Genomic DNA, 17990 nt, shown 5'->3' with positions numbered 1-17990 from the left:
GATAAGAGAGGACTCCAAAAACCATGCATGCAAGAGATAAAATTCGAAATATCGCTATTATTGCTCACGTCGATCATGGCAAAACCACCCTTGTGGACAAAATGCTTCAGCAGGCCGGCACTTTTCGGGAAAATGAGGCGGTACAGGAAAGGGCGATGGATTCCAACGATTTGGAGCGGGAGCGGGGAATTACAATTCTGGCCAAAAATACGGCGATTCGATATAGCGACTACTTAATTAATATCGTGGACACCCCGGGGCACGCGGATTTCGGGGGAGAGGTCGAGCGGATCATGAAAATGGTTGACGGCGTGCTGCTGGTTGTCGATGCATTCGAAGGGTGCATGCCGCAGACGAAGTTTGTGCTGCGTAAAGCCCTGGAGCACCAGCTGACACCGATCGTCGTGCTGAACAAGATCGACCGCCCCAATGCGCGGCCCGCAGAGGTTGTGGACGAAGTGCTGGAGCTGTTTATTGAGCTCGGTGCCAATGACGAGCAGCTCGAGTTTCCCGTGGTGTACGCTTCCGCGCTGATGGGCACATCCGGAATGGAACCGGATCGGCAGGAAGAAAGCATGTTGGCTCTGTATGAGACGATTATCGACCGCATTCCCTTCCCGCAGGAAAATGTTGACGCATCCTTGCAATTTCTTGTCACCTTGATCGATTACAACGAATATCTCGGTCGGATCGGTATCGGCCGCGTCAATAGGGGCAGAATTCGTCAAGGGCAGTCCGTTGCCGTTGTGGCACGGGACGGCAAGGTCAAGCAGGCCCGAGTGGAAAAGCTGTACGGCTTTCAAGGCTTGAAAAAGGTCGAAATTGCCGAAGCCGGCGCCGGGGACATCATTGCAATTGCGGGTATCAAGGATATCAACATCGGCGAAACGGTGGCTGATCCGGTGAATCCCGAGCCGCTGCCCGTCCTGCGGATCGACGAACCGACCATGCAGATGACGTTTCTGGTCAACAACAGTCCCTTTGCGGGCAAGGAAGGCAAATGGGTAACCTCGCGCAAGCTGCAGGAAAGATTGTTCCAAGAGACGGAAAAAGACGTCAGCCTGCGGGTGGAAGCGACGGACAGTCCGGATGCGTTCATCGTTTCCGGCCGCGGCGAGCTGCACCTTGGCATTCTGATAGAGAATATGCGCAGGGAAGGCTTTGAGCTTCAGGTATCCAAACCGGAAGTGATTATCCGGGAAATCGACGGCATCCGGATGGAGCCGGTCGAGCGCCTCTTGATCGACATTCCGGAAGAGAGCATGGGCGGGGTAATGGAAAGCCTTGGAACCCGCAAGGCGGAAATGGTGAACATGATCAACAACGGCAGCGGCCAGGTCCGTTTGGAATTTTTGATTCCAGCACGCGGCTTGATCGGCTATCGTACGCAGTTTCTGACGCTGACCCGCGGATACGGAATTATGAACCATGCGTTTGACAGCTATCAGCCGTATTTCGGAGCGGACGTGGGAGGCCGCCGCCAGGGTGTGCTGGTGTCCGTCGAGACGGGATCCGCGACATTATACGGAATTCTTTCCGTGGAGGACCGCGGGGTGCTGTTCGTGAATCCCGGAACGGAAGTGTATGAAGGAATGATCGTCGGGGAGCATTCCAGAGACAATGACATTGTGGTCAACATCTGCAAGGAGAAGCAGTTGACCAACGTCCGTTCGGCTACGAAAGAGGAGACCGTCAAAATGAAAACCCCGCGCATCTTTTCACTCGAGCAGGCTTTGGAATATTTGAACGATGATGAATACTGCGAAATTACCCCGAAATCCGTGCGTCTGCGGAAAAAAATTCTCAATAAAGGAGATCGGGAGCGGTCTGAAAAACAGCGCAAAGTTTCAGCCACTGTCTAATAGATTTTTCAAGATAGCGTTGTAAAGGAGGAGTAAGCGCATGAACGGGACTGGCGATACTTCCGCCGGATTCACGGATTGGCTGGCGGCCCATCCGTGGATCACATATTTTCTGATTTATGTTTTTTTGGTTTACATCTATAATAAAGTGTTTCGCGTACGGAAGCTGCCCTTGCTGAAGGATCTCATCGTGTATCTGCTGATCGCGCTGGGAGCTTTTATGCTGCTGTTTTTTCAGATTGGCGCCGGACTGCCGATCGTCATGAGTTTGATGGTGGCGATTGCGCTTATGCTGGTTGTCCGCATCCGCCAATTGGCCGGAACGCTCGGCAAAAAGAGACAGTAGGGGGTTGGCGATAATGAAGCTGTCGGATGCTCTGTTTAACTGGCTTCAAATGCAGAGGGTTTGCGAAGCGAGACCGCATGACAATGCGGCGAAGGATACGTTGGAATTTTTTGGGCAAATCCTCCGCGAAGACCATAATCTGGATCAGTTCATGATCGAAAGCATGGACGATACGGAAATCCGGGTGAGGTACGAATTCGGCGGAAACGTGAAAAGTCAAGCATGGGATCGCGAATTGTGCGAACAACTGTTGAACGATATCAATTCCAATCCGAAATATAATCAATAGCAAAAGCGGTGTTGCAATATGTCAACCGGTATTCCTCCCCTGCCTTCCAGAGCGGAGAGGCGTGGTCAACATAGGAGGCCCCGATCGCTGCTGAAAGCGGTCTGGTACGTGTTTCTTTCCATATTAATCGTTGGCGCTGGATATGCGGGATACTTGTTCTTCAAATTTGATTCTTTGCTGGATCATGTTTCCTCCGGCAAATCGGACAAAGCCGCCGAGGAGCAGTCCGCATCGGCAAAACCGATGGCTGTTCTGCTGTTGGGATTGGATACCCGCAAGCAGACAGGCTCCCTGAATACAGATGTCATCATGGTTGCGGCGATGAATCCCGCCAAGAAAACGGCAGCCATTATTTCCATTCCAAGGGACACCTATTTCAAGCCCGAAGGCTACAGGGCGAGAAAAATCAATTCGTTTTATTCGGTTGCCCTCAAAGAAGACAAGGATAAAGCCGATGATCTCCTGAAATCGATGTTCGGAGCTTATTTGGGCATTCCGATAGACTACACGGCCGTTGTCAATTTTAAGACATTCGAGGATATCGTGGACAATTTCGGCGGCATTCAAGTGGATGTGGATATGGATATGCGCTATGTCGACCATGCTGACGGAACGGATATCAATCTGCATAAAGGCGTTCAGGTGCTGAACGGAAAGCAGGCTTTGGATTTTGTCCGCTACCGGAAATCGAACATGGGGACGGCGCCCTCCAACGATTTTCAAAGAAACGACCGCCAGCAGAAAGTAATTTCCGCGATCGTCGACAAGTTTAAATCTTTGGACGGCGCTCTCAAATTGGGCGGAGTGCTTGACGGGATGGGCGAAAACATCAAGACGGACATTTCCAAAACGCAATTGCAGCAATTCATCAAAACGTATTTCGGCATCAAAAATGAGCAGATCCAATACTACCACGTGGAAGGAAGCTGGAAAAGCCCGTATACTTACTTGGATGAGGCCAGCTTGGAGAAAGCGAAATCATTGCTGCGCGAACAGTTGAACTGAAGGCCGGCTGCCGCTGTTCCTTCAAGTCATCGATGAGTTGAAATTCGGTGAGGTTTATCTATTGGATGGCCTGCAAAGCTGTGGTATACTTTTGGTGAAAGCAACATCCCTTTAAGGAGGAATGGCTGCATGTCCGAAATCGCGCACGAATTGTCTGAAACGATCCTTTCGCGGTTTCAGAAGCAAAAATTTGTGCTCTTGAACACGGTGGATGCGGAAACGGGCGGACCGACCGGAAAAGCCATCTCTTGGATCTATGCAGTAAATTCCCGATTGCTGCGATTTGCCGTGGATCAACGTTCCCGCATCGTTGATAACATCAAACGCACCCCCAAGGTGGCCATTACCTTGTTTGCGTCGGGGACCGTATATACGGTATCCGGGAAAGCCTCGATCTTTAGAGAAGTTTTGGAGGAGGTCCCGATCAGCCTTACCTGCATCGAAGTGAACATCGACACGGTAAAAGACGCAATGTTCGATGGCGCCCGCATTTCTGTAGAACCGGAATATGAGAATACTTATGATAAACGGGCGGCGGAAAAGCTGGACAATCAGGTTTTCGCTGCAATGAAAAAAGCCTAGTCAACCGAGCTGGGCTTTTTTCTGTTTTCATGTCATAAGCTGCGATTTTTCAATTTGGAACGATCTTCTGTATTCGCCGGAGGGTTGTTCAGCGGATTCACGTTTTGCGGCAGCTGCGGCATGATTCTCCCGATAATGTCCGCCATCTCGTTGGCGAATCCGGCCACCGGCTTGCCGCGATTGATCGAATTCCGCAGATCCCTGAGACGATGGTATAGATCCATGTCTGCTGTCACAAGCGCATTTGCACCGTTGGGATCTTTCCGCAACGCTTCGGCTACAGAATATTTGATTGTACCGACTCGCGATCGGTCGAGATTGCCCTGAACATCGATGCCTACAACGGCCGTATTGCCGATGACCACGCAGGTGGCTTTCCGGACCTGCGGGACGCTGACGGCCAATTGCTCAAGCCTGTTGGCCACAGTCTGCGGATTGGCAATATTGCGAGACGCTCTTTTCTGAGTTTGTTGAACTTTGACCTGCTGATGATCATTTGGGGAGGGTGATGATTGTTCGCGCACCGTATTTCGATTGCAGCCTGCCAGAACTAGCAGGAGCACCAACATCAAAACCGAATATCGCATGGAGTATCGTCCTTTCTCAACCTTTTTTCTGAAGGATAGTTTACCCTTACGGCAGGAATCTATGTATCCGACTTCACAGCCCAGCCGTCCAAAACCAATATGGAGGGAATTCTATGAAAAAAGTATTTGTGCTCGATACGAACGTTCTACTGCATGACCCTAATTCCGTTTACAGTTTTGAGGATAATGAGGTGGTAATTCCTGCGGTAGTTTTGGAGGAAATCGATTCGAAAAAGCGCAATATCGATGAAATCGGACGAAACGCCCGGTATGTCTCCAGATTGCTGGACGGCCTCCGGGCCAAAGGACGGCTCTATGATGGGGTGGCTCTGGAAACAGGCGGCAGCATCAAGGTTGAATTAAATCATAAAAGCTTTAATAAAACGCAGGAATTGTTCGGGGAAATGACAAATGACAACCGCATTTTGTCGGTAGCCCTGAATTACGATACGGAAGAAAAACAAAAGGATGATCCCAGGCCGGTCGTTCTGGTCAGCAAGGATACGCTCGTCCGGATCAAGGCGGATGTATTGGGAATCACTGCCGAGGATTATTTGACAGACCGGATTCCTTCCTTTAACGATATGTACGGCGGTTATGTCACCATTTATGTGCATCCTTCTCTCATTGACGAGTTTTACAACACTCGGCAGCTGATGGCGGAAAGCCTAAACGGGAATCATCATTTGTATCCGAATGAATTCATTTTGCTGAAGGACGAGATGGGGAGCTCCAAATCGGCTCTGTTGAAAGTGAGCCCGGATGCGAAAAGGCTGGAGTCCTTGCATCTTGGAAATGATCCCGTATGGGGGATCGGGGCGCGCAACGCCCAACAGAGAATGGCACTCGAGCTGCTGCTGAACGATGACATTTCACTTGTGACCATCACCGGCAAGGCGGGAACGGGCAAAACGCTGTTGGCTTTGGCAGCCGGCTTGATGAAGGTGGAAGATGAGCACAAGTACAAGAAGCTGCTGATTGCCAGGCCGGTTGTGCCGATGGGCAAGGATATCGGATACCTGCCCGGCGAAAAGGAAGAAAAGCTGCGGCCTTGGATGCAGCCGATTTACGATAATCTGGAGTTTTTGTTCGATACCAAAAAGTCGGGGGATATTGATAAAATCCTGATGGGCTTGGGAAGCATTCAGGTGGAGGCGCTCACTTACATTCGCGGGAGATCGATCCCGGGACAGTTTATCATCATCGACGAAGCGCAAAATCTATCCAAGCATGAAGTGAAGACGATCGTTTCCCGGGCCGGGGAAGGGAGCAAAATCATCCTGATGGGGGATCCCGAACAGATCGATCATCCTTATTTGGACGCCACCAGCAACGGATTGACCTATGTGGTGGAAAGGTTCAAGCAGGAAGCCGTCAGCGGCCACATCACATTGGAGAAAGGAGAACGTTCCCGTCTGGCCCAGCTTGCCGCAGATTTGCTTTAGCGGTCGACGACATGATGAGAAGCATGATTGGATGAGCCTTTCATTTTTTGCTATAGTAGGGGAAGTGTTCCCTATGAAGCTGTCATGGGCCAGCTGATAAAGGAGAGATCGGGATGTCCGGAAAGACCTGGCTGCTGTTTGTGTTTTCGATGATTTTGCTTGCCTTTGTGCTGTTTGGTCAATTAATGGACCGCCCCGACCAAGGGGTCTCTTCTCGGGAATGGCAAGCAAACAGGGACAGCGGCGGCCAAACGTCTGGAACCAAGCCGGAAAGCGACAGCAAGACGTTAAAAGTGGCAGTGTCGATGAGCACCGCGGAGTTCACCGCTTTGCAGAAAATCAATCAGGCCTATGAAGAGAATCATCCGGGCGCGGACATTTCCCTGCAGAACATTCCGGGGAATGAAGCCTATTCCTCGATAAAGTCGGCCGCGCAATCTGGAGTGCTGCCGGACATTTTGCTGATTCCAAACGGGTGGGTCAACGAGTTTGCCGCGTCCGGATTTTTATCCTATCGAACGGAGGACTTTTTTACCGGCCGGAATCAGGCGAACGAACTGGAGCCGCTGGTTTCTCAGATGAAATGGAACGGCTATATTTGGGGGATACCGAAAGATGCGGATCCGTATGTGTTGGTATGGAATAAAACGGTCCTGTCCCAAAAAGGTCTTGACGGTCCCCCAAATACACCGCAAGAATTTCTGTCGAGCCTTCAGCTTTTGGCGGGCCCGGAAGAAAACGCGCCGATGGTGTACATAGATCCGGAGGATCCTTATGCGCTGATTTCGCTGGTTTGGGCTTTGGGCGGCGATTGGGCGGGAGAAGGTTCTTCCTCGCCGGATGGCAAGAAAGCTGCCGGATTGGATAAATTGCTCGAAGCGGTTTATACTCCGACGATCAAAAAGGCGGACAAAAAGCAGGAAAAAGCGCAGGACAAGCTCTTGGGCAAATACATCTTTCCCAAGCGATCCGATCCGTGGGCGGCCTTGAATCAGGGCAGTTTTGCGATGATGATCGCAAGGGCATCCGATTTTTTGAATCATCGGAGTGCCGGGATAGGCGTCAGCATGCTGCCTGCAGTTCGCAAGGGGGAATCCGTCAAGGCAGGATGGCTGGATGGGAGAAGCTTTTGCGTTGCCGCCCAATCGGATGCGGTGACAGAGGCGTTTGACTGGATTAAAGCGGTCACAGCCGAAAAGAATCAGGAGATCTTCCTGACGGAAGCGAACATCCTTCCCGCGGCGGCGGCGGTATTGGATACACAGGCCGGGAAGGATAAAAATCTGCAGGAAATCCGTCAGGCCGTCAAAGCAGGCAGAGTGCTGCAAGCAGACCCGTTTTCGCCGCAAAAATTCACCCAAATGAGGGAAAGCATGCGCGGTTTTTATGAAGGCCGGACTTCAGCCGAAGAGCTTGCTAAAGCCGTTGACCGAATTTGGCTCAGAACCCCGGGGAATGAATCCGGCACGGCTTCCGGCATCACTCCGGGGGTTCATGGAGCTACTGCCCCAAATTAAAGGCAAAATGGATGATGAGTTTATTCGCTTCAATCCGGACGTCGGTTGCCGTCAGGAAAGAAGCGATCTTCTGCGGGTAAACGCCCAGTTGAAATTGTTCCTGAAGCTGGTTGCGGCGGGTGTCGGGAAGCTCGAGCCCGTTGAATTTCAGATGGGTGATGACAAACCGCAGCACATTTTCCGGCTTTTGCTCCAGAATAAAGTAGCCGCGAATTTCCACATTCATCTGATCCTGCATGCCTTTAATCACCAGCTCATTTTGCTCAAAAGCAAAGGTGACCTGCGTGAATAAGGGGTTTTCGTTTCTCAGAAATTCATTCAGCTGCTGGTCCTGAATTTCGAGTGAATAGTTGAAACCGTCCATTGTCAAGCTGTCCTTGTAGGTGGAGATGAATTTGGGGAAGTGATCCATTGCGTCGGACAGCGCTTGAAGGTATGTTTTAAAAACGGGCAGCCCTTTTTGCTCCCATGAAGTGTTGACTTCCTGTATTTGGCGCTTGATCGCTTCGGCATCCTTGCGGGAGGCCAGCTCCGCATCCAGCTGCTTTTGCAGCGCTACAAGCCGCTTCCGCTGATCCAGTAATTGCTGCTTGACTGTATTCAGCCGCGTTCGGTTGGCTTCAAGATTCGTATTGGTTTTTTGGATGTCCTGAACGTTCTGTTTGTAGGATTGCAGAGCCTTCCGGTCGCCGTCCATCACGGCGCTCAAATACTCATACAGATCCAGCGCCTCCGTCAGGCTGCCGGCCTGGAACAGGATCAGCCAAAGTTTATTCCGCTGTCCGGTATAATAGGATACGAGCACCTTTCCCGCACGGCGGCGGAGATCTTCCGTCTTGCCCTGAAGCTCTGCAAGCTTCGCCTGATTGGCTTGGATCTGGTTTGCAAATTGCGTGTCTTGTTCGGAAAGCCTCTGCACTTCCTGATCGATTTCGTGGATCGTCAGACCCTTTTGCAGCAATTGCTGAACGTCGTTCGCGGCACCGGAATTTTCGGCGAGAGCGACGGGAGCGCTTATTGAAGAAAGGAGCAGGAACAGGCACAGGAATAAATGCGACAAGGACTTGGCCGTTTTTTTCGGAGAAAGAGAATAATGCAAGCGTCAACGCCTCCCCATAGGCTTCTCGTTTAAGATTATCATATTTGGGGCAAAAAAATGACAAAAAAAACGCGGGGAATCTTCCCGCGCCGTCTGCGCTCAGTGAACGGGATGGTGAGTTATTTCACCAGGCGCAGCACATCTTCAATTGACTTTGTATTTTGCGGAATTTCCATGCTGAAGGCGGGATTCCCGTTAATCTGATCGTACTTGGTTTGCTTTTGAAGCTGCACATGGGTTTCGGTTCCGTCCGATTGCTTAATTGCAAGGTCCAGATTGATCGTTTCGCCGCGGACAAATCCTTGTTTGTCCAGGGCCACCGTAAGTGTAAGCGGTTGTCTCAGCCGCATGCTGTCGGCGGAGGAGGATAATCGCTCAGGCAATTTTTGCAGCTGTGCAGCGGGCAAACCGATTTTTTGCAGCTCGGCGCTTATGTCGGGCAGTACGCTTATAACATCCTTCACGAAATCGCCGAAATTTTCCGGCTTGATCTCGATGGATACGGATTTGCCTGCGGCTGGGGCGTCCGCTTGAGTGTCTTTTTTCTCTGAAAACCAATTGGGATTGATCGATTCAGTCAATGATTTCAAAATGAATGAAGGCAATCCTGCAGCCTGATTCAGCATCTCAGGGGTCAGCGCAAGCTGCGAGCCCTGCGGGGATTTTTGCAAATCCATCACGAAATATTCATTCTCCGCATTAATGGACGGAATGTGGAAATACGCTTTGTCGTCCTTCACGATGAAGGGGACTTCAATGGATGAATTGCGTCCCTGGGGAGTAATCTTCCATGTCATTTCCAATCTTGCGGGGTTCCTGCTGGCTACGCCTTCCCACGAAAGGGTGCTCTGCTTCAACAGTTCGAACAAGCCTGCGGTCAAAGGCTGCCGATCCGGATTCGCAAGCTTATAGTCCGTTTGCAGAACGGTCTGCCCGCTAAATCGATAGCTGTTCATATCCTTTTGTTTATCAAAGGCTTGGATGACTTCCTGCTTCAGCCCGTTGCCGCCGGTGCAGCCTGCGGCCGCGAGAGCGAGCAGCGCGGCGGTTACGAGCGCGATGATGAGTTTGTTCATTGCAGCGGTTCTCCTTCTCACAATTATCTTTCTGTTTCGGGTGTCGTATCTCATTATAATCCTTTGGCTCGTCTTTGTCTTTAATTCGAATATGCAAAATTATATCCAACTTTGATCGATCTGCATATGGAGGTGCAAGTGATGGAATCTGCCAACGCTTCCGGCGTTCCCCAGCTGGTCCAATATATCCGGGAGCAAATTCTTCGCAGTCCGGAACGTTTGATTTCGTTTCGCGATTTTATGAATTTGTGCCTGTACCAGCCGGAATACGGATATTATCAGAATGAACGGAGCAAGATCGGAAAGGATGGAGACTTTTATACAAGCTCCAATATCGGCGGGATAATGGGAGAACTGCTCGCCGGCTATTTCGTCCGGACGGCTCGCGAGCAATGGTCTGCAGATCGTCTGTCCATAGTGGAATGGGGAGCGGGAACGGGCAGGCTGGCCGGCCAGATTATTCGGGAAATACAAACGGACAATCCCGATTTTTATGAGAAAATGAATTATTCGATTATCGAATCGAGTCCGTTTCATAGAAGGCGGCTTGAAGACGAATTGGCGGAGGTTTCGGACAAAGTGACATTCCTCGGTGCGGAGGAGTGGCTTCAAGGGGGACCCTACCAAGAAACGATCGTGTTTTCAAATGAACTGATGGACGCATTCCCGGTACACCGGATATGCCTTCAGGAGGGCAGGCTCTATGAAATTCATGTCCGTTGGGATGAGCGGCAGGAGACGTTTGCTCAAGCGCTGGTGGAATTGGAGAACAGCTCCGTCCTGAAGCATTTGGAGGAACAAGGAATACGGCTGTCGGAAGGACAGGCTGCGGAGATCAATTTGGAAGCCCCGCAGTGGATTCGCAAGATTGGACATGCCATGAGGTCGGGCGTGCTGATTACGATCGATTACGGGGATGTGCAGGAGGAAATTTTCGCGCCGCACCGCATGAACGGAACCTTGCTGTGCTACAGAAAGCATCAGGCGAACGATCGTCCTTACGCTCACGTCGGTGAGCAGGATATGACCGCGCACGTGAATTTTACGGCGCTGATTCATGCCGGCTTGGAGGCCGGACTGGACGCGTGGAGCCTGCGGACGCAAAAACAATTTCTGCTCGATTCCGGTATTCTGGAAAAGCTTGAGGATCATCGGATTGCAGATCCCTTTCATCCGGTTGTCCGCAAAAACAGGGCCATCCGGCAGCTGCTGCTCAGCGACGGCATGAGTGAACTGTTTAAGGTGCTGGTGCAAAAAAAGGGGTTGTCCCTTAATAGGTGATCTTGAAAACTAATGTACTGAAACGAATTTACCTCTGCCTAACCTCAAGTATCGCTCCCGAAGTAAGTTTTCTTACGAAAACTCAGACTGACGAGAAACCCTGAGAATGAAATGAAGTATTTTTGTCGGGTGGGGGGTATCTTCTTCCGTCGCTCTTGAAACCAGGAAATTGGATTAGACATTTCGGTATTTTCCAGGTTTCAAAGGCGAACGCCAGGTCTCTACAGAAGATACCCCCCAGCCCTATCGATCTACATTCCCATAATGACAGGATTTTTCGACAGCCTAAAGTTTTCTTACGGCCAAAACTCGCGGCAAAGGCAAATGTCGTTCCTACTCGGGTTTTTCAACAATCTATTTAAGGGTCAAATCCCTTTTGTAAAAATTAAAAACAAAAAAGGGCTGGCCCTCAGCAGGTTGTTCTGCTTCCAGGCCAGCCCCTTTTGTTTGCGGAGCGTATTAATAAAGCGGCATTTTAAAGAAAGACCAGTATGTAATTCCGGTAAAGGAAAGGATCAAGTACCCCCAGAACAAAAGCACATAGGTCTTTTCGGATAAATTCATATATCCTAAAAGAACAAAGGCGGCAGTCTGAAAAAAGAACAGCAGCGCCATTTCATTAAAATTGCCGGCAAGCGCCATCAGGGCGATGACAAGCGTCCAAAATCCGAGCACACGGTACATTTTGCCATTGATACCCATGCAAGAGTCCCCCTTCCTATACAGCAGTAAGTAATCTACAGCTAATTATAGCGTTTCGAATCAAACGCGTAAACGGTGAACGTGACGAAAAAACGAATTTTTTTAGAAAATATTTTCTTGCGCAGGTTCAGTATACCCCAATTGTGGATATGTTATGTATGAGGGGATGAAAAAATGGAAATACAAGGTAGTATAAGAAATAGATTCTATGAAATCTACTATGGGCATAGAGATAAATAAAGACCCAAATAGGCCGAACCCGGAGTTCATCATGATAATTAGGAGGTTTCAGACGTATGGCAGTAACCAGACAAGATGCGTGGAGTACGGATGACGACTTGATACTTGCCGAGGTGACACTCAGGCATATTCGCGAAGGCGGCACACAGCTCGGCGCATTCGAAGAAGTTGGAGAGCGGATTGGAAGAACTGCGGCTGCATGCGGTTTTCGTTGGAACAGCTGCGTGCGAAAAAAATATGAAGCAGCCATTCAGATCGCCAAGTCTCAACGGCAAAAGCGCAATCAACAGAAAAAACAATTGGCCGCAAATCGGCAAATGGCGGTAATCTCAACACTCGGCGAGGATGAAGCGGGCTACGACAAACATGATTCGGTGTTTGAGGAATCGCTGTCCATCGATGCGGTCATCCGTTTCTTACGGCAGTGGAAAGCAACCGTACAGGAGTATTCGAGGAAAACTAGAGGCTTGGAAAAAGAGTTGAAAGAAAAAGATGAAGAGCTTGAAAGACTGAGAAGCGAGAATGAGAGATTGCTCAAAGAAGTGAACAATGTACAAACCGACTACCGGGTGGTCAATGACGACTATAAGGCTCTTATTCAGATTATGGACCGGGCGCGAAAAATGGCCTTGCTTGTTGAGGAGGACGACAATAACAAACCGCGGTTCAAAATGGATGCCAACGGAAATCTTGAAAGAATTGAATAAATTCGGATTTCATGAATTCAGGCGGAAGATCCCTGTCAAGCAAAGGCTGGGGATCTTTTTCATTTTGGCGGGACATGGTATAGTGAGGTGAGGTGCAACAGTTAACGGATCAAATGAACCGGACAAAAATCGGCAGGTGAAAAACTTGGACATTCATGTTGTGGGGGCAGGCTCGCTGGGAATGCTGTTTGCGGCGAAACTGTCTCCTTTGGCGCGTTTACATTTGTTTACTCGTACGGATGAACAGGCACAAATGATTCAAAGACTCGGAATCGAATGGTTCGATCGGGAAAATCGAGGAATCTTCCGAATGCGCTGCGATGCTTTGGACAAGACGCAGGCAGCGGAAGCAGACGCTGTTGAAGCGGATTGGCTGTTTCTCATGGTCAAGCAAAAAGACATCAGCGTTTCGCTGATGGAAGGAATGAAAAGGATTACGGGCACGAAGACCAAGCTGCTGTGCTTTCAAAACGGCATCGGTCACGCAGAACGGCTTGCGGAATATTTTGAGCCCGATCAAATTTACGTTTCCGTCACCACCGAGGCGGCCCGAAAAACATCTCCCCGCATAGTGGAACACACGGGCAAGGGTATAACCTGGATTGGAAAAGACCGTATTCCGATTAACGAAACCGAAAGCGCGGAGACTCTCATAAATTTGCTAAATAATGCAGGATTTAAGGCGGCTTTGTCGAACAATACGAATAGTATAGTATGGAATAAATTGTTGGTTAATGCTGTCATCAATCCGTTAACAGCCATCCTGCGGGTGAAGAACGGGGAACTGCTTTCTTCTCCCCATTATTTAAGCATAATGAAGCAACTGTTGGATGAAGGACGCAGCGTGGCGGAAACGCAGGGAATCGAATTGGACGGCCAACTGTGGGAACGCCTTCTTGAAGTATGCCTGTTGACTGCAGAGAACTCTTCATCGATGCTTCAAGATCTGGTCAATGGAAGGGAAACGGAAGTGGATTGGATCAACGGCAGCATTATCCGATTAGCGCATGACAACGGAATTAACGTTCCCACTCACGAAACAGTGTATCACCTGGTTAAAGGACAAGAAAAATCCGTATCAGAGAGCGGAATGATTGAGCGTCCTTGAGGAAAACATCCGGAAGCGGGTGCTGATGTTATGCAATGGCTTTGGCAATGGTTCATGCAGATTTACGCGTTTTTTGCTGTGGTTCCCTTCATTTCTTTTGTCATTATTTGGTTTTTGGTTATATGGGTATCGAGGGACCGCAAAAAAGCGACCGCCCTGTCTGTTGACATCACCACCTTTCTGCTGGTCGGCTCCGTTTCGGTCATGATGGACAAGCTTTTTTCCATCAGCATCAAAGGCTTTTGGCTGATTGCGCTTTTGTTGCTGCTTGGGGGAGGACTATTGGGGAGCGCCCAAAACAGGAAATACGGCAAGGCCGATCCGAAACGGATCATGCGCGCGGTATGGAGAATAAGCTTTCTCGCGTTGAGTGTCTGCTATTTGATTTTTGTGGTGATCATCCTTGTGCAAAGCGTCCAGGCTGCCTAGGTAGACCAGCCGACCGATCTAATTCCACATCCTTTCTAAGGGGGCAATGTTATGTACAAGGGGTTCAAGCGCGGCTTACTCCTGTCAATGGTCTTGACATTCGCTGCAAGTCTGGTTTTGTCCGGTTGCGGCGCCGGTTCGGGAAAAGGAATGGCGGATCGGCAGGTTTTCAGAATGAATCTTGGGACGGAACCGCCGACTATGGACCCGGGAATGGCCCAGGACAACGTATCCTTTACCGTTCTATGGGCGATTTTTGAAGGGCTTACCCGCTTGGATAAGGAGGGTAAACCGGTTCCTGCAGTTGCCAAAAGCTGGGATATATCCGGCGATCAGGTGACATATACCTTCCATCTCCGCGACGATGTGAAATGGAGCAACGATCAGCCTGTTACCGCCCAAGACTTCGAATTCGCATGGAAGCGGGTCCTGAACCCGGAAATTGCCTCTCCTAACGCATCCCAGCTATATTATTTGAAAGGCGCCGAAGATTATAACGCCGGCAAAACTGCGGATCCCGATTCGATCGGCGTCAAAGCGGCGGATGACCACACCCTGATCGTCACCTTGGCTGCCCCGACTCCGTATTTTATCAGCCTGACTTCATCCGTTGCCTACATGCCGTTGAACAAGAAGTCCGTGGAAAGCGGCGGTGAATGGGCGTCTGATGCAGGCACGATTGTCACGAACGGTCCGTTCCTGCTTGCCGAATGGAAGCATAACGATTCGATCGTATTGAAGAAAAATCCGAAATATTTCGAAGCCTCGAAAGTAAAAATGCAAGAGGTGGACATGTCGATGATCGGGGAAGCATCCACGTCGGCCAGCATGTTCGAAGCGGGGCAGTTGGATTGGAACGGTACGCCGACCGGCGAAATTCCAACCGACCTGATTCCGAAGCTGAAGACAGACGGCTCGCTGCACACGCAGGGACAAGCTTCCATTTACTATTATATGTTCAATGTCACACAAAAACCGTTCGACAATGCCAAAATCCGCAAGGCATTATCCATGTCCATCAATCGTGAGGAGCTGGTAGCGAATGTTACGAAGGGTGGACAAATTCCGGCATTCGGGTTTGTGACTCCGGGAATTGCCGGCGATCGGCAAACGTTCCGCGAGGAGCATCCGGAAAGCGGTTATTTCAAGGAAGATGCGGAGCAAGCCAAGCAGTTGCTTGCCGAGGGCTTGAAGGATGAAGGTCTGGACAAGCTTCCGGAGATCACGCTGAGCTACACGACCAGTGAAAACCACAAAAAGATCGCCGAGGCAATCGCCGATATGTGGAAGCGAAATTTGGGAATAGACGTGAAGCTGCAAAATCAGGAATGGAAAGTATTTCTCGAAACGCTGCAAAGCAAAAATTATCAAATCGCAACTGCGGGCTGGTTCGCCGATTACGATGATCCGAACACCTTCTTGGACATTTTTACGAGCGGCAGCGGCAACAACGCGACCGGCTTCTCCAATTCCGAGTATGACAAGCTGATAAAAGACGCTTCCCATGAAACGGACACCAAAAAGCGTCTCGATGAGCTGGCGCAGGCAGAGAAGCTTTTGATCGCGGACCAAATGGTCGTCATTCCGATTTACTATTATGCGAGCTTGTGGCAGCAAAACGAGAAAGTGAAGGATGTCTACATCGATTGGCAGGGCAATATTCATTTTACTCAAGGGTATTTTGCCAAGTAATTACGCCAAGCGACAAAAAGCTCGTATCCGAGGTATATGTGGTGAGGCCATATATACCTCGATTATTTTTGACGGCAGTCCTTGTATGGCCGTCTTCCTCTCGGAATATGCGAAGCAAAGGGGTGCGGGGTTTGCCTGAATTGTTGCTGCGAAAGTTTCTATCGATGCTTCTCTCCTTATTTGTTCTCATCACAGCCACATTCTTTCTGATGAAAGCCATTCCCGGAGATCCTTTCAGCTCGGCGAAACAGGTGCCCGATCAGGTGCGGGCCCACTTGTACGCGCATTACGGACTGGATAAGCCGGTTTGGGAGCAGTATTGGATTTATTTGGGGCATATTCTTCACGGCGATTTGGGGATGTCGATGAAGCAGCAGTACCAGTCGGTCAATCAGATTATCGGCGATTCCTTTGTTCCTTCATTTGAATTGGGCGTCGGAGCTTTGATCGTTTCGGCAGTGATTGGGGTATGGTTCGGAATGGCAGCGGCGCTGCATCACCGCAAAGCCGTTGATACCGCCATCATGATTTTCGCTGTTATCGGGCTGTCTGTTCCCAGTTTCGTTCTGGCGTCAATTTTTCAATATTATCTAGGCGTGAAGCTTCATTGGTTTGCCGTGGCCGGTTTGCGCAATCCGATTGATTATGTGCTTCCGACGATAACGCTGGCTGCGCTTCCTACTGCCTTCATAGCGCGGCTTACCCGAGCGAGCATGCTCGAAGTGCTGAATGCCGACTTCATCCGAACGGCAAAGGCCAAAGGATTGAACCGGACAGTGATCGCCTATCGGCATGCCCTCCGCAATGCGCTGCTGCCGGTGCTGAGCTATTTCGGACCGCTGACGGCCAATGTAATCACAGGCTCCGTAATTGTGGAAAGCATGTTCGGAATCGGCGGGCTCGGCAAGTATTTTGTTTACAGTATCAGCAACCGGGATTATCCGGTCATTATGGGAATTACGATATTTTATGCCGCTGTTCTAATGGCCGCCAGATTTTTGACGGACGCTGCCTATATGTGGGTTGATCCCCGGATAAAGCTCTCCGGCGGAAAGGAGAGCTCCAGATGAACGACTTCAAGCACAATTCGGCGACCGGACGGCTGAACAGTGAAGATTTTCGTCCGCTCAAACCGGGCAAGCCGATTGAGGAACAGACCGGACGGATCGATCCCGGCTGCCGGAAAAGCGCTTGGATCAGGCTGAAAAGCAATAAAAAGGCGACGGCGGCTCTCTGGATCATGATCGTCGTGGCGCTGCTGTCGCTTTTGGGACCTGTGATGTCGAAGTATGATGATGCAACGAATGATCTGCATCTGACGAATGCCGCCCCGTCTTCGGAGCACTGGTTTGGAACCGACGATCTGGGCCGCGATATGTGGGCGCGCACCTGGAAGGGCGGGCGGATTTCCCTGTTCGTCGGGATAGCTGCCGCATTGATAGATTTGATCATCGGTGTCGTTTACGGCGGGGTGATGGGGTTCTATGGGGGGAAAGTGGATGAGACGATGAATCGGGTATCGGAAATTCTGTACTCGATTCCATATATGCTGGTGGTTGTTCTGCTGCTGGTCGTGATGCCTCCCGGTTTGTGGACGATGATTGCCGCTATCAGCATGACGGGATGGGTCCAAATGGCATGGATCGTCCGCGGTCAAATCATGGACTTGAAAAACCGGGAATTTGTCATCGCTTCCCGCGCTCTGGGGGCCGGTTCTTTCCGTCTGTTATTTCGTCATCTCCTTCCTAATGCCGCCGGTCCGATCATCGCAACGCTGGCGCTGACTGTGCCTTCCGCCATTTTTACGGAGGCGTTTCTCAGCTTTCTCGGGCTAGGCGTTCAAGCGCCCGCCGCTTCCTGGGGGACGATGATCAGCGACGCGCGGTCCGGATTTAATATTTACCCTTGGCGGATGCTGTTTCCGGCTCTCCTCATCAGCTTGACGATGTTTGCGTTCAACGCGTTCGGGGATGCCTTGCGGGAAGCGTTTGACCCGAAATCACGATAAAAAGGAGGGGTTTCC

General features: G+C 50.4%; 18 protein-coding genes. 14 read left to right on the top strand and 4 right to left on the bottom strand.

What is annotated here, in order from left to right:
* The first annotated feature begins 23 nt into the window (after nucleotides 1-23).
* The 5 genes from typA to VF724_RS03205 all read left to right on the top strand — a co-directional run bounded on the left by typA (nucleotide 24) and on the right by VF724_RS03205 (nucleotide 4084).
* Nucleotides 24-1862 (top strand): translational GTPase TypA, encoded by a 1839-nt coding sequence (typA, locus tag VF724_RS03225; RefSeq protein ID WP_371752777.1) that lies wholly within the window; start codon nucleotides 24-26, stop codon nucleotides 1860-1862.
* A 40-nt stretch (nucleotides 1863-1902) separates the two neighbouring features.
* On the top strand, nucleotides 1903-2208 hold the full coding sequence (locus VF724_RS03220) for a YlaH-like family protein (RefSeq protein ID WP_371752776.1): 306 nt from the start codon (nucleotides 1903-1905) through the stop codon (nucleotides 2206-2208).
* Nucleotides 2209-2221: 13 nt separating this feature from the next.
* Entirely contained in the window at nucleotides 2222-2497 is a 276-nt protein-coding gene (locus VF724_RS03215) for a hypothetical protein (RefSeq protein WP_371752775.1), read from the top strand.
* Between the two features lie 18 nt (nucleotides 2498-2515).
* Nucleotides 2516-3502: an LCP family protein gene (locus VF724_RS03210; RefSeq protein ID WP_371752774.1), complete on the top strand. Its 987-nt coding sequence runs from the start codon at nucleotides 2516-2518 to the stop codon at nucleotides 3500-3502.
* Nucleotides 3503-3631: 129 nt separating this feature from the next.
* Complete coding sequence (locus tag VF724_RS03205) at nucleotides 3632-4084, top strand: pyridoxamine 5'-phosphate oxidase family protein (RefSeq protein WP_371752773.1); 453 nt, start codon at nucleotides 3632-3634, stop codon at nucleotides 4082-4084.
* A 32-nt stretch (nucleotides 4085-4116) separates the two neighbouring features.
* On the opposite strand, the gene VF724_RS03200 is transcribed toward VF724_RS03205, so the two are convergent.
* Entirely contained in the window at nucleotides 4117-4671 is a 555-nt protein-coding gene (locus VF724_RS03200) for a YhcN/YlaJ family sporulation lipoprotein (protein ID WP_371752772.1), read from the bottom strand.
* A gap of 113 nt (nucleotides 4672-4784) precedes the next feature.
* On the opposite strand from VF724_RS03200, the gene VF724_RS03195 reads away from it, so the two are divergent.
* Both VF724_RS03195 and VF724_RS03190 read left to right on the top strand, forming a co-directional pair.
* The gene (locus tag VF724_RS03195; RefSeq protein WP_371752771.1) at nucleotides 4785-6116 is read left to right on the top strand and encodes a PhoH family protein; all 1332 of its coding nucleotides are present in this window, start codon (nucleotides 4785-4787) and stop codon (nucleotides 6114-6116) included.
* Nucleotides 6117-6229: 113 nt separating this feature from the next.
* On the top strand, nucleotides 6230-7633 hold the full coding sequence (locus VF724_RS03190) for a sugar ABC transporter substrate-binding protein (protein ID WP_371752770.1): 1404 nt from the start codon (nucleotides 6230-6232) through the stop codon (nucleotides 7631-7633).
* On the opposite strand, the gene VF724_RS03185 is transcribed toward VF724_RS03190, so the two are convergent.
* Together VF724_RS03185 and VF724_RS03180 are read right to left on the bottom strand one after the other, a co-directional pair.
* Entirely contained in the window at nucleotides 7617-8732 is a 1116-nt protein-coding gene (locus VF724_RS03185; protein WP_371752769.1) for a hypothetical protein, read from the bottom strand. The genes VF724_RS03190 and VF724_RS03185 overlap by 17 nt on opposite strands.
* A gap of 119 nt (nucleotides 8733-8851) precedes the next feature.
* A complete protein-coding gene (locus tag VF724_RS03180) occupies nucleotides 8852-9808 on the bottom strand; it encodes a hypothetical protein (protein WP_371752768.1) in 957 nt (318 codons plus the stop codon).
* Nucleotides 9809-9949: 141 nt separating this feature from the next.
* Here VF724_RS03180 and VF724_RS03175 point away from each other — a divergent pair, with 141 nt between their 5' ends.
* Complete coding sequence (locus tag VF724_RS03175) at nucleotides 9950-11089, top strand: class I SAM-dependent methyltransferase (protein ID WP_371752767.1); 1140 nt, start codon at nucleotides 9950-9952, stop codon at nucleotides 11087-11089.
* 459 nt (nucleotides 11090-11548) lie between these two features.
* Here VF724_RS03175 and VF724_RS03170 read toward each other — a convergent pair whose 3' ends face one another.
* Complete coding sequence (locus tag VF724_RS03170; RefSeq protein ID WP_371752766.1) at nucleotides 11549-11791, bottom strand: DUF2626 domain-containing protein; 243 nt, start codon at nucleotides 11789-11791, stop codon at nucleotides 11549-11551.
* Nucleotides 11792-12087: 296 nt separating this feature from the next.
* On the opposite strand from VF724_RS03170, the gene VF724_RS03165 reads away from it, so the two are divergent.
* From VF724_RS03165 to VF724_RS03140, 6 genes are all read left to right on the top strand, one after another.
* Nucleotides 12088-12738 (top strand): RsfA family transcriptional regulator, encoded by a 651-nt coding sequence (locus VF724_RS03165; RefSeq protein ID WP_371752765.1) that lies wholly within the window; start codon nucleotides 12088-12090, stop codon nucleotides 12736-12738.
* A 145-nt stretch (nucleotides 12739-12883) separates the two neighbouring features.
* Nucleotides 12884-13846, top strand: a complete 963-nt coding sequence (locus VF724_RS03160) for a ketopantoate reductase family protein (protein ID WP_371752764.1) — start codon at nucleotides 12884-12886, stop codon at nucleotides 13844-13846.
* A 30-nt stretch (nucleotides 13847-13876) separates the two neighbouring features.
* Nucleotides 13877-14275, top strand: coding sequence for a DUF3397 domain-containing protein (locus tag VF724_RS03155; protein WP_371752763.1), 399 nt, complete (start codon nucleotides 13877-13879; stop codon nucleotides 14273-14275).
* 51 nt (nucleotides 14276-14326) lie between these two features.
* Complete coding sequence (locus VF724_RS03150) at nucleotides 14327-15967, top strand: peptide ABC transporter substrate-binding protein (protein ID WP_371752762.1); 1641 nt, start codon at nucleotides 14327-14329, stop codon at nucleotides 15965-15967.
* A 131-nt stretch (nucleotides 15968-16098) separates the two neighbouring features.
* On the top strand, nucleotides 16099-17037 hold the full coding sequence (locus tag VF724_RS03145; protein WP_371752761.1) for an ABC transporter permease: 939 nt from the start codon (nucleotides 16099-16101) through the stop codon (nucleotides 17035-17037).
* A complete protein-coding gene (locus tag VF724_RS03140) occupies nucleotides 17034-17975 on the top strand; it encodes an ABC transporter permease (RefSeq protein WP_371752760.1) in 942 nt (313 codons plus the stop codon). The genes VF724_RS03145 and VF724_RS03140 overlap by 4 nt, the downstream gene beginning before the upstream one ends.
* The last annotated feature ends 15 nt before the right edge of the window (nucleotides 17976-17990 follow it).

Source organism: Ferviditalea candida (assembly GCF_035282765.1).
Classification (GTDB): domain Bacteria; phylum Bacillota; class Bacilli; order Paenibacillales; family KCTC-25726; genus Ferviditalea; species Ferviditalea candida.
This window is presented reverse-complemented; position numbering and strand designations above follow the sequence as displayed.

Excerpts from the sequence above, each read along its gene's own strand:
- typA (WP_371752777.1), top strand. The coding sequence starts at position 24 with ATGCATGCAAGAGATAAAATTCGAAATATCGCTATTATTGCTCACGTC.
- VF724_RS03195 (WP_371752771.1), top strand. The coding sequence starts at position 4,785 with ATGAAAAAAGTATTTGTGCTCGATACGAACGTTCTACTGCATGACCCT.
- VF724_RS03175 (WP_371752767.1), top strand. The coding sequence starts at position 9,950 with ATGGAATCTGCCAACGCTTCCGGCGTTCCCCAGCTGGTCCAATATATC.
- VF724_RS03200 (WP_371752772.1), bottom strand. The coding sequence starts at position 4,671 with ATGCGATATTCGGTTTTGATGTTGGTGCTCCTGCTAGTTCTGGCAGGC.
- VF724_RS03155 (WP_371752763.1), top strand. The coding sequence starts at position 13,877 with ATGCAATGGCTTTGGCAATGGTTCATGCAGATTTACGCGTTTTTTGCT.
- VF724_RS03190 (WP_371752770.1), top strand. The coding sequence starts at position 6,230 with ATGTCCGGAAAGACCTGGCTGCTGTTTGTGTTTTCGATGATTTTGCTT.
- VF724_RS03205 (WP_371752773.1), top strand. The coding sequence starts at position 3,632 with ATGTCCGAAATCGCGCACGAATTGTCTGAAACGATCCTTTCGCGGTTT.
- VF724_RS03215 (WP_371752775.1), top strand. The coding sequence starts at position 2,222 with ATGAAGCTGTCGGATGCTCTGTTTAACTGGCTTCAAATGCAGAGGGTT.
- VF724_RS03220 (WP_371752776.1), top strand. The coding sequence starts at position 1,903 with ATGAACGGGACTGGCGATACTTCCGCCGGATTCACGGATTGGCTGGCG.
- VF724_RS03170 (WP_371752766.1), bottom strand. The coding sequence starts at position 11,791 with ATGGGTATCAATGGCAAAATGTACCGTGTGCTCGGATTTTGGACGCTT.
- VF724_RS03165 (WP_371752765.1), top strand. The coding sequence starts at position 12,088 with ATGGCAGTAACCAGACAAGATGCGTGGAGTACGGATGACGACTTGATA.
- VF724_RS03210 (WP_371752774.1), top strand. The coding sequence starts at position 2,516 with ATGTCAACCGGTATTCCTCCCCTGCCTTCCAGAGCGGAGAGGCGTGGT.
- VF724_RS03180 (WP_371752768.1), bottom strand. The coding sequence starts at position 9,808 with ATGAACAAACTCATCATCGCGCTCGTAACCGCCGCGCTGCTCGCTCTC.
- VF724_RS03140 (WP_371752760.1), top strand. The coding sequence starts at position 17,034 with ATGAACGACTTCAAGCACAATTCGGCGACCGGACGGCTGAACAGTGAA.
- VF724_RS03150 (WP_371752762.1), top strand. The coding sequence starts at position 14,327 with ATGTACAAGGGGTTCAAGCGCGGCTTACTCCTGTCAATGGTCTTGACA.